This is a genomic window from Candidatus Erwinia haradaeae, assembly GCF_900698995.1.
GTDB classification, from domain to species: Bacteria; Pseudomonadota; Gammaproteobacteria; order Enterobacterales; family Enterobacteriaceae; genus Erwinia_E; species Erwinia_E haradaeae_C.
Map to the genome: position 1 here is coordinate 576,295 of NZ_LR217735.1, position 12,215 is coordinate 588,509.

General features: G+C 31.6%; 9 protein-coding genes. 5 read left to right on the forward strand and 4 right to left on the reverse strand.

Features of this window, described 5'->3' with window-relative positions; genetic code table 11:
• Positions 1 to 447: 447 nt before the first annotated feature.
• Positions 448 to 999, reverse strand: coding sequence for a menaquinone-dependent protoporphyrinogen IX dehydrogenase (gene hemG, locus ERCISPPA3004_RS01825; protein WP_157990417.1), 552 nt, complete (start codon positions 997 to 999; stop codon positions 448 to 450).
• Positions 1,000 to 2,021: 1,022 nt separating this feature from the next.
• Between hemG and fruB the strand changes: the two genes are divergently transcribed.
• Genes fruB through fruA form a run of 3 tightly spaced genes read left to right on the forward strand, consistent with a single transcriptional unit; the run spans position 2,022 to position 5,807 of the window.
• Positions 2,022 to 3,161 carry a fused PTS fructose transporter subunit IIA/HPr protein gene (gene fruB, locus ERCISPPA3004_RS01830; RefSeq protein WP_157990418.1) on the forward strand — a complete coding sequence of 380 codons (1,140 nt, stop codon included), beginning with the start codon at positions 2,022 to 2,024 and terminating at the stop codon, positions 3,159 to 3,161.
• Positions 3,154 to 4,116: a 1-phosphofructokinase gene (gene fruK / locus ERCISPPA3004_RS01835; protein ID WP_157990419.1), complete on the forward strand. Its 963-nt coding sequence runs from the start codon at positions 3,154 to 3,156 to the stop codon at positions 4,114 to 4,116. The genes fruB and fruK overlap by 8 nt, the downstream gene beginning before the upstream one ends.
• Positions 4,116 to 5,807: a PTS fructose transporter subunit IIBC gene (gene fruA / locus ERCISPPA3004_RS01840; RefSeq protein WP_157990420.1), complete on the forward strand. Its 1,692-nt coding sequence runs from the start codon at positions 4,116 to 4,118 to the stop codon at positions 5,805 to 5,807. The genes fruK and fruA overlap by 1 nt, the downstream gene beginning before the upstream one ends.
• 65 nt (positions 5,808 to 5,872) lie before the next feature.
• Here fruA and nfo read toward each other — a convergent pair whose 3' ends face one another.
• From nfo to znuA, 3 genes are all read right to left on the reverse strand, one after another.
• On the reverse strand, positions 5,873 to 6,727 hold the full coding sequence (gene nfo / locus ERCISPPA3004_RS01845) for a deoxyribonuclease IV (RefSeq protein ID WP_157990421.1): 855 nt from the start codon (positions 6,725 to 6,727) through the stop codon (positions 5,873 to 5,875).
• Positions 6,728 to 7,336: 609 nt separating this feature from the next.
• The gene (gene mepM, locus ERCISPPA3004_RS01850; RefSeq protein ID WP_157990422.1) at positions 7,337 to 8,674 is read right to left on the reverse strand and encodes a murein DD-endopeptidase MepM; all 1,338 of its coding nucleotides are present in this window, start codon (positions 8,672 to 8,674) and stop codon (positions 7,337 to 7,339) included.
• 9 nt (positions 8,675 to 8,683) lie between these two features.
• A complete protein-coding gene (znuA, locus tag ERCISPPA3004_RS01855) occupies positions 8,684 to 9,652 on the reverse strand; it encodes a zinc ABC transporter substrate-binding protein ZnuA (RefSeq protein WP_157990423.1) in 969 nt (322 codons plus the stop codon).
• A 70-nt stretch (positions 9,653 to 9,722) separates the two neighbouring features.
• Between znuA and znuC the strand changes: the two genes are divergently transcribed.
• Positions 9,723 to 10,442 (forward strand): zinc ABC transporter ATP-binding protein ZnuC, encoded by a 720-nt coding sequence (gene znuC / locus ERCISPPA3004_RS01860; protein WP_157990682.1) that lies wholly within the window; start codon positions 9,723 to 9,725, stop codon positions 10,440 to 10,442.
• Between the two features lie 42 nt (positions 10,443 to 10,484).
• Positions 10,485 to 11,270 carry a zinc ABC transporter permease subunit ZnuB gene (gene znuB, locus ERCISPPA3004_RS01865; protein ID WP_157990424.1) on the forward strand — a complete coding sequence of 262 codons (786 nt, stop codon included), beginning with the start codon at positions 10,485 to 10,487 and terminating at the stop codon, positions 11,268 to 11,270.
• The last annotated feature ends 945 nt before the right edge of the window (positions 11,271 to 12,215 follow it).

Genomic DNA, 12,215 nt, shown 5'->3' on the forward strand with positions numbered 1-12,215 from the left:
CAATAAAAGAATATTGAATTTTTTAGATTCTACCATCAATGTGATATATAAATATAATTTTTATTATTTAACTATCAATCTATATAGATTAAAAAATCTAGTCCAATGCTAAGAATTAGATTGCTGGATCTCTCTAAAATTAATAAATAAAGAATTTAGGAAATAAACATTCAATTTATACACTCTGTATAATAAAAACTATAGTATATCGAAGATTATCATCTCAATAGTAAACCTGTAATAGTTGATAACTGAATGTTTTAACAAAAGTAGATAGTATTAAAGATTAATATAAAACAATCTACGAGTTATAATTGTTTCTTTTTTTAAAATAATATCTACTCTTAATTCATGTAATTATAGATAATTCAAGTATATCATGCAGACTTGCACAATGAATATACTGAAAACTTTACATAAAAATTAATATTTAAATATTTTTTAGATTTAGAGCAAGTTTTTATTGTAAAATTTTTGAAAATTTAAAAATTGATTAGCAAAATAACGGACCTGTTTCCAATCAGTATATTCAATAAATGGTTTTTTGCTATCAGTATCACCTTTCGTGATATACATGATCAGTTTGATCATAAAACGGTTCAAGAGGCTATAATCAGGATAACGTAATGCGCCAGAAAATACCGCACAACAATTAGGTTTCCACAGCGATTGCAATAAGAATTTGCGAGTATATGGATTTGTTTCTGGTGTGCGTTTTTCTGGCTTACGCGCAACAAGATTTACAGAAAAAAAACCGCTAATAACCTGATTTAATATATTTGCATTTTTTTTTATAAATTGTTCGAATGGTGGGTGAAAATGACCGTAGTAAACCGAGGCGCCAATGAGAATACGATCATACTGCAAGCAATTAATGTCACCAGCGCTTTCTATATTTTTAATACAACACTCCACTTTTTTTTGTAAAATGCCAGCAATATAATATGAAATTTTTCTCGTTTGACCATAACGACTAGAAAATAAGATAAGAGTTTTCATTTTATTTTAATGGGACTGTTTCTGGATATTAACAAAATTGCTTAAATTTTATTTTATGAATATAATAAATTTAAATTAAGATCCGCTGCTTTAATTATATAAAAATTTTTTAAAATTTCATGGCATAAAAGGCATCATAGTAAGTGACTAGTCTCTTAAATTGGTTTTTTCGATGGAAGCATTGCTGTTAAATTAAAAATAAATGGCATGTTTAAGAGCCAAATGAGAAATTATTTTTTGTACCGCACCACAATTAATTGCGCATTGCGTTACTTATAGTAAATAATTATGTATTATGATTACATGTAATAATGTTTTTGATTAATATTGAAATTACTTTTTTATTCATTATGTTATACTACATAAGTTATTTTAAAATAATAAATAGCGATTGATAATCATAATCCTTCAATTTGTATTGCTTTATTTTTAAAAAGTAATAATGATTTTTAACGTTATTTGATCTTATTTAATATCTTTCATGAAGTATCTATCAATGGTTAGACAATATATTTTATTCTAAAATTCTTTGTGATAACTCTTTCAGAGTTATAAATTATTTCATAGTGCATAAATTATGTCGTATCATTACAAATGCAAAGTGATATAGAATATAAAGTGATATAATGAAACATATATATTCTATCATATTTTTAGAACATCTGTAATAAAATTAATAGTTAATGTTTATCCATATAATATGATTCAACCAATCTCATGTCATGAGGCGTGAGATATTTTGTGATTTTTACAAATAATGCCAGTGAATATTTGGTATTATAGTGCTCATCGGATGATCTAGATAGCATTTTTATAGAAAATTTATAAAAAAATTTAAAGCATGGTCCTTGTATAGATATAGTTTGAACTTAATGATCCTTAATATCATACTAATTTTATTAATAATTAAAGATACCAAGCAATCTTAATATTATAATACTTGCGTTATGTTATCTCAAAAAAGTAAGATAGTAACAAGGAAGACCAGATAAAATGATTTATATTTCGCAACAGGGAGAACTATGTTGCAGCTAGCACTCAACGCCATCACGCCAGGAGCATGGGCGAGCGACAAAAAAGATGCAATTCGTCAAGTTTCCATTGCTTTGGCTGCAGCTGGAAATGTTAACGGTGACTATTTAGAGGCAATGCTGGAACGTGAAAAACAAACATCTACTTACTTAGGCAACGGCATTGCTATTCCACATGGAACGATTAATTCTCGTCATTTGGTACTAAAAACTGGCATACAGGTATTTCAATTTCCAGATGGAGTAGATTGGGGAGAGCAGCAGATTGCGTATATAGTAATTGGTATTGCTGCTAAATCTGATGAACACCTTGAGTTACTTCGACAGATAACTCATGCATTGCATGATGAAAGCTTGACCAAAAAACTTAAAAACACCCATTCAGCTAAAACTTTACGTAGTATATTAATTGGAGATCAAAATTCTACATCATTTTCCTTAGATGTTTCGCTAATTACTACCGACATAGAAAATTGTAATTTAATTACGTTACAAGCAGTAAATGCAGGCTTGCTGAAAAAAGCTGGTTTAGTAGACAGCTCGTTTCTTTCGCAGATCCTGTCAGATCCACCTCTTAATCTCGGGCAAGGAATTTGGCTTAATGAAAGTTCTCAAGGAAATTTAATTAATGGTATTGCAATTAGTCGTGCAACACGACCATTCAATGCTGAAGGTGAAAAAGTTTCACTATTAATAACTGTATCTATAATTGACGAGAAACCATTAGTGGTACTTAACTGCTTGAGTCGTCTTTTAATAAATAATGAATGCGATCAGCTACTTCATGGAGACGCCTATTATATTGTTGAATTATTAACCAATGAAACTTTAGATTCGAAAGAGTTGGTAATAACTAAGGAGTTTACAATTAATAACCAACATGGTTTACATGCACGCCCAGGCGCTGTATTGGTTAACTTAATTAAAGGGTTTAACTGTAAAGTCAGTGTTATTAATCTTGATGGTAATGGGCAGCCAGCTAATGGCAGAAGTTTAATGAAGATGGTCGCGCTTGGTGCCAAAAAGGGTCATCGTTTACGATTTATTGCTAGGGGGCAAGAAGCTCAAAAAATGATGTTGGCAGTTACAGAAGCGATTGCTGGTGGTTTAGGTGAAAATAAAAATGAGTAAACGCGTAGCTACTGTTACTTTTAATCCGGCCTATGATTTAGAGGGGCGTATTCCACATCTAGAGCGTGGAGAGTTAAACTTAGTCAATACAATTAGTATGCACGCTGCTGGTAAGGGGATTAATGTAGCTAAGATACTTAGAGACCTGAATATCGATGTAACAGTTTTTGGTTTTTTAGGAAAAAAAAACCAGGACGGATTTCTTTGTCTTTTTAAAAAAAAAGGTATCATTAATTGTTTTAACCTAGTAAATGGATACACCCGTACAAACATTAAGCTAACTGAATGCAATGGAGAACTGACAGAAATTAATTTTTCCGGATTTAAGGTCACTACCCAAGAATGGGAAAGTTTTTTTACTAAGTCTCGTATTATTTTTAACCAGTTCGATATACTCTGTATTAGTGGTAGTCTACCAGATGGTATTGATCTCTCTGCTTTTGCATATTGGATGAAACAAGCTCGCAAATATTGTCCATGCATCGTATTTGACAGTAGTCATGAAACATTTATTGCAGGTCTTACTGCAAAACCTTATCTTATTAAACCTAATCGTTGGGAGTTAGAAACATATATAGGACATTCTTTACCGACTAAAGAAGACGTGATTAATAGCGCACAAATTCTTCGCGGGAAAGGTGTTGAACATGTAGTTATCTCAATGGGAGCAGAAGGAGCAATACTAGTTAATTCTAATGGAGTATGGATATCAAAACCGCCATGCTGTGATGTCATTAGTACCGTAGGAGCGGGAGATTCTATGGTCGGTGGTTTAATCTATGGGCTACTTATGAACGAATCAAGTGAATATATTTTGCGTCTTGCTACTGCTATTTCTGCACTTTCTGTTAATCATAGTAGTGTTGGTGTCACTAACCATGCGCAATTATCTACGATGATGAAGCGTGTTGATCTATATCCTTATTCAACACTATCCTCTGGAGATATATTATAATGAAAACCTTACTGATCATGGACTCTTCTCTGGGACGATGCGCGCAGCATATTGTTCAACGTATTATCACCGAAGCGGCAAAATCTATTGATGTGGTATTAACAAAAAACATAAAAGAAGCTGATTTAATAATTGTTTTAGGTAATACACAACCAGCAGATAATCGGTTTATTGGTAAATCTATTTACTTAATAGATATCAAGCGCTTTATGCGTGCTCCAAAAAAATTTTTAACACAGGCCTTAACAGATGCTAAACTATATAACATGCCAATTTCTCAGTCACAATCTATCATAGATCCAAAAACGCCATGCAAGAGGGTTCTAGCAGTAACTGCATGTCCTACAGGCGTAGCGCATACTTTTATGGCTGCTGAAGCACTTAGTATTGAGGCAAAAAAACGAGGTTGGTGGATAAAAGTAGAAACACGAGGTTCGATAGGTACACAAAATATTATCACTAATGATGAAATTGCTTTAGCAGATTTTGTAATTGTTGCCGCTGATATTGAAGTAGATTTAATAAAGTTTTCCGGTAAAAGAATCTACAGAACTTCAACTTGTTTAGCACTGAAAAATACAAAACAGGAATTAGATAATGCTTTTCTCAAATCTATACCATATCATCCAATGATTAATCATGATGGAGAAAAAGAAAAGCATCATCAAGAAAAGACTGGATCTTATCGTCACTTGATGACTGGTATTTCTTATATGTTGCCAATGATTGTGTCTGGTGGTCTCATTACTGCTCTTTCTTTTGCAGTTGGTAATGCCATATGTGATGATTCAGATTTTTTTGTTACAGCGCTTAGTCAAATTGGAAATGGTGCTGCACTTATGCTTATAATGCCAATTTTATCAGGGTTTATTTCCTTTTCTATTGCTGATCGACCTGGGTTAACACCAGGCTTTATTGGTGGGATGCTGGCAACTAACATAAATTCAGGTTTTATTGGTGGCATAATTGCTGGTTTTATAGCTGGTTATACTGTTAAGTCTCTCAATTCTTATATCCATGTACCAAGTAGTATGGAATCATTAAAGCCACTCTTAATTCTTCCTGTAATATCTAGCCTTTTAACCGGTCTTGTAATGATATACATAATTGGTAAACCAGTGTCCGGGCTAATGTCTAGCCTTGCTAGTATTTTGGGTAATCTTGGTACCACTAATGCTATACTTTTAGGAAGTATTTTAGGCAGTATGATGTGTATTGATATGGGTGGACCACTAAATAAAGTAGCATATGCCTTTGGAATAGGGCTTCTCAGTTCAAAAACTTATGCACCAATGGCAGCTATTATGGCAGCTGGTATGGTTCCTCCGCTCTCAATGGGGATGGCAACATTAATTGTTCGTAAGAAATTTACTAAAAAACAAAGAGTTTTAGGTAAAACAGCCTTAGTATTAGGCATGTGTTTTATATCTGAAGGTGCTATTCCATTTGCTGCTCGAGACCCTATACGCGTACTGTCCTGCTGTGCTATTGGTGGTGCAGTGACAGGTGCAATTTCTATGGCTATTGGCGCTCAATTAATGGTACCACACGGTGGTTTATTTGTTCTTTTGATGCCTGGAGTAGTTACTCCAATAGTTGGTTATCTTTGTGCCATTATTATAGGTACTTTGTTAACAAGTATATCTTACGCAAAGATAAAACTACCAGAAAAAGAAGTTTCTGAATTCTAATGGAATTTATAACATTAGTGATATGTGAGAATAAATGTTAATTTTCTTTTATAGATAAAAATAGATTACGATCTGTTTTTATCTTGTTCGGATTTTAACCAATTAATTTCCTCTTTCCAGTAATCTTGGTTAACTGTCTCTAAAATCATTGGTATACGATTAAATCGTTCATTTTTCATTATCCAACTAAATGCTGTTCTCCCTATGGTTCCTTTACCTAAATTATGGTGACGATCTAGTCGACTATTAAATTGACTTTTAGAATCATTAAGATGTAACGCACATAAATATTTAAATCCTATAATTCTATCAAAATCAGAGAATGTTTGAACACAATCATGTTCAGTGCGCAGCTCATAACCACTAGAAAAAGCATGGCAAGTATCTATACATACGCCAACGCGAGACTTATCTTCCACATTATGAATAATAGTGGATAAATGTTCAAATAAAAACCCCACATTACTTCCTTGTCCCGCAGTATTTTCAAGGACAATAGTAACTCCTTTGGTTTTACTAAGGACAATATTAATTGATTCAGCGATACGTTTTAAACACTGATCCTCTGTTAACATTTTTAAATGACTACCTGGATGTATATTTAACAATGTTAAGTTTAATTGCTGACAGCGATTAACTTCATCCAGCAAAGAAAAACGAGATTTTTCTAATTTATCCGATATAGGGTGACCTAAGTTAATCAGATAGCTACCGTGGGGAATAATTTGCTCTGATGTATATTGATGTATCTCGCACGCGCGATGAAAAGCGCAAATTTTTTCAGAAGCAAGAGAAGTCGCGTGCCACTGACGCTGATTTTTAGTAAAAAAAGCAAAAGCTGTAGCTTGTAATTGCGCAGCACGTTCAACCGCTTTCTCTAAACCGCCAGCTATACTAACATGAGCACCAATATATTTCATTAAGTTCATCCTAATAAATTGAGAAACTTTCTTATAATAATAAAACCCTACTATTTTATGAAAAGCGCAACAAACATTGAAGGATAAATAATTCTATAGACATATTAGTATTAAGACTCAATCATTATTAAAAGTGTTTATTATATAATTATATAACCTTAAGCTATATAAAATAGCATCTATTCATGTAGATACAATAAAAATTGTATTTAATTGAGTTAACATAAAGAGTTTTTTGTAATTAAATTAAATTTTTTAAAGATTATATTATAGAAAATAATAAAAAATATTATTTAATGATAATGCAACTATAAAAAAATTTTTCTTTATATTAAAAAATCCATATAATAATTTTTATTATACACATCAATTTGTATATATTAAAGTCTAAACATTAATATATATAAGATTATAAGATATCGATGATGCATAATATAGATTAATGGTCTTGCGCTCAAACATTGGTAGATTGTTATGTTATTGATAAATCAAAATTGACAAAATAATAACGGATATTACTTATACTTGCATAGTAAGTAGTATATTTCTTAAATTAATAATGATTATATCTCTACTAATTTTGACATAGTTATATATTGTGTTTTAATATTACTTTTTATTTAACTGTAGTATTATTTTTTTTGCTTTATCTAAATAATTACGTCGATTTTTTCCAGTTAACTTCTCCATGCAGGGTAATCTAGCAGTAAGAGGGTTTACGGCTTGATTGTTTACCCAAATTTCAAAATGGACATGTGGTCCAGTAGAGCGTCCAGTATTTCCGGAAAGTGCGATATGTTCACCACGCTTTACTTTCTGCCCAACCTTTACTAGCAAGGTGTTTAAATGCATATAACGTGTCATATATTGATGCCCATGTCGTATGGCTACATATTTCCCAGCTGTGCTACTAAATCTAGAGACAATGATTTCTCCGTCTCCTATTGCCAACACAGGGGTTCCGATAGGAACTGCGAAATCGACACCTTTATGTGGTATAATTTTGCCCGTGATTGGATTAGGTCGTCTCAGATTAAACGAAGAAGAAACGCGATATTTTTTTACAGTAGGAAAACGCATAAATCTACTTGTTAAATCAGACCCACTACGATCATAAAACTTACCATTAACTGCTCGAATTGCATAATAATTCTTATTAGTATTATGCAACCTAACCCCTAACAATTCACTTTTTTGTTTTTTACCATTTAACATTGCATACATTGTTAATATTTCAAAACGATCACCATCACGAAGTTTACGAAAATCGATTTGCCATTGTAAAGATTTAATTACTGCTTGAATCTCTTTAGTGCTTAAACCTGCTAATCTAGCACTATTAATAAAGCTAGTATTAACTATGACTGTTGTAATTTTGCGTTGAAACAAATCCATTTTAAGCGATAAAGATACTTTAAAACCTTTTTTAGTTCGTTCATAGCATCTTATTTCACCATGTGAGCGCTCCCATGTTAAGTGTTGCAGTTGATGTTTATTATTTAGTGTCCATGATAGTTTTTGGCCAATATGTAAATTATGCAACCTACGATCACACCTGATTAATTGAATAATATCTGCTAACTCTACATCATACTGGTTTATTATGTTACTAAGCGTGTCTCCGTAAGTAACGATATAATCATGGACATTTGTTTCACTAGAGATAGCATTATCCATGTCATCTTTAAGTAAATCATCTTCAATAGATGAGCTTTCTTCATCAAGAGGTTCGCTATCTTTTGGAAGCGAAGCGCTAATTTGATTATTCTTAAATTGAGCACGGTTAATTGGTAGACTAGCGCTACTAGCATAGCTAATATGTAGCTTTGAACTAAAAATAGAAACAATTAATGGCGCCACCATAAATGCACTCAATATAATAGGGTGAAGACAAAATAAACCATAAAACGCTAAACTAATAGCGTTGAGTTTTTTCTGCGCATACACTCCCTTAATTTAATCCTCCTGTAAACAGCTACTATATTGAGTAGATAACTTTAAAAGAAACTTTATGTAACTGTCTTTACTTATAGATATTTCTGTGCCAAGAGGATCTAATGTACCAAAACGAACATTGGTTCCTCTAGAAATGGCTTTCACTACGATTGGTTGGAACTGTGGTTCAGTAAAGACGCATTGTGTTTTTTTTGAAAGCAGTTGCATTTTTATGTAATGTAAACGCTGTGCACCTGGTTGAATTTCTGGGTTAATAGTAAAATAACCAGTAGGAATTAGACTATAATACTTTTCAAAATAGGTGTAAGCATCATGAAAAACAAAATAGCTACGATCCTTTAATGGTAAAAGTTGTTGATTAATTGTTTTATTCATCGTTAAGATAGAAGCCTTAAAATACTGTAAATTCGCATTTAGTTGATCTTGATTTTCTGGCATGTACTCTAATAACTTAGAATGAATAGCGATTGCTATTTGAAGAGCAATATCTGGTGACATCCAAAGGTGCATATTATATTTACTATGATAATGACGATATTCATGATTTGTTAATTGTATATGATTCTCGATATTTGGTAATGGATTGATATATTTAGATCCTTTATATAATTTATTAAGTAGTAATAATGATTGTACTCCTGGCAACTGACTTATCTCGATAGTATTTTGTGTCGGTAATTTTTCTAAAGGTTTTTTCATAAATGATTCCATTTCAGGACCAACCCAAACTACTAAATCTGCTTCCTGAAGATGCTTTATATCTGATGGACGCAGTGCATAATTATGCACAGAGGCACCTTCCGGAAGAAGAATCTTTACTAGAGTAAGACCGTCAGCAATAGATGCGGCAATAAAACCTATTGGTTTTATTGATGCGATAATAGTAGCTCTAGTTGTAAATGACAGAAATGCTATAAATATTCCTAAAACTAACATGAGAACTCTTTTTAAGCTTTTCCATAAAATCATGATTCATTCCATTTCAATAGGCTATATATCATATGCCAATATGTAAAATATTACATCAATTACAATGAATATATCTACTTTAATATCTATTAAACAAATTACAGTAAAACTTGGTCAGTGTTTAGTATTAACTAATATTTCACTGAATCTAGAATCAGGACGCATACTAACGTTAGTAGGTCCAAATGGAGCCGGTAAATCAACATTGGTACGCGTAGTTCTTGGGTTGATTCGCCCTACTTTTGGCACTGTGTATCGCCTTTCAAAATTGTCTGTTGGTTATGTGCCTCAAAAAATGTTACTAGATATTACATTGCCTTTAAGTGTAGGTAGATTTATGCAATTGCGACCTAACGTTAAATTTGTAGATATTATACCTGCTTTAAAGCGTGTTCAAGCAGAACACTTAATAGAATTCCCTCTACAAAAATTATCCGGAGGGGAAATACAGAGAGTATTATTGGCACGCGCATTGCTCAACAAACCAAAACTACTAGTTCTCGATGAACCAATTCAAGGTGTTGATATTAATAGCCAAATTGCATTTTATGATTTAATCGACCAATTAAGATACGACCTTAATTGTGGTGTGTTAATGGTTTCACATGATCTACATTTTGTTATGGCTAAAACTGATGAAGTTTTATGTTTAAATCGTCATATCTGTTGTTCTGGTACTTCTGAATCTGTATCGCAACATCCAGAATTTATTTCGATGTTTGGTCCTGTTCGGGCGAAAAAACTAGCCATTTACCGACACAAAAATCATAAGAATAATCATAATCTTTAATAAGGTAGCCTCATATCTTATACGTAGGAGATTCACTACTTAATGACTGAAATATTGTTCCCCGGATGGTTGACGGGGGTATTGCTAGCATTAATAGCTGGTCCATTGGGCTCATTTATTATCTGGCGACGGATGTCCTATTTTGGTGATACTTTGGCGCATACCTCATTACTTGGAATTGCACTTGGATTATTACTTAATATTAATCCTTGTTATACAGTAATTATTGTCACATTATTTTTATCAATAATATTAGTCTGGCTTGAGCGTTATCCTCATTTGGAACTTGATACTCTACTAGGTATTCTAGCACATGGTGCATTATCATTAGGATTGATTCTGGTTAGTTTAATGTCCAATATTCGCATTGACTTAATGGTATACCTATTTGGTGATCTTCTGTCGGTTATGCCTAGTGATCTATGGATTATTTCAATTGGGGTTGTACTGATTTTATTTGTTATTATCTGGAATTGGCGTAACTTTCTCTCTTTAACAGTAAATGCAGAATTAGCGCAGGTTGATGGAATTAATATTCAGAGTACTAAAATGATTTTAATGATCATTACAGCTTTGACAATTGGAATATCTATGAAGTTTGTTGGTGCATTGATTATCAGTTCATTACTAATTATGCCAGCAGCTATTGCACGTAGATTTTCAAAATCCCCAGAAGAAATGGCTGTATTCGCTGTATTTATTGGTATATTAGCAGTAACATCTGGGCTGGGCTTCTCTGCATATTATGATACTCCAGCTGGACCTTCCGTGGTTTTGATGTTAACTTTTTTGTTTATTTTGAGTATTATTAAAAACCCAGGTATATAAACTTCTATTACTAAAAAGATCTATTACGTTAATAATATAATCTGAATAGGAATTACAATTATCTTATAACGTGCTACGGCAAATTCATATCACATGCCGCAGCTTGACTAGATAAGATTATAGGATGATAATGATACTAGTATCAAGGTAAACATGCCTGAATTTATCATGATCATATTCTACAATATCTTTAGAAAGATAAGGTGTGTTATAAAAATATCGGTTATTTTTTATCTATCATTTGGCGATAATATTAAAGGATTGATGTATTTTGATACATTAATCTAATATGATTAATAACGCTTTAACCTAATAAAATGAAAAAAAATTTAATGTATTTAAATATATATAACGCATTAGTATATCATGCTTGACGTATTTTTAACATCAGAAATAATATTTTTTGTAAAAGCTAAAATATTGATAATATATAATAGCATGATTGTATATCTTTATAATCTACAATTAGAGACAGTGTATTATTTATTTTTTTATTAAGTCATGCATGACAGTTTAGGTTAACCCCCCCGTTATTATTGTATTTATTTATCAAAAAAAATACTCATCTATAAATGAGTATGTATTTTTGTATTGTATAACACGAAGATTTTGTATTATACATATATTAATTCATTGGTTTTTGCATAAGTACTGTAAATAAATTGAGTTAATTTGATTTCAGAGTATTATTTATTATTTTTTACTTTATAATTCCAATAAATGAAATACGATAAATTTAATTATTAAAAATTTTTAATGATCTTAGTATAATAATACTATTTTTTATACTAAAAACATGGATTGATGTTTATATGTAAAGTTTTTTAAAAAATACAAAAATAATTTTTTTACAGTATGAATAAATCTTTTTCGAAGCATGTTACTAAATAACTAGTATGCTATGATAATTTTCTATTTCAAGCAAAACAACATCACTTTGAATGT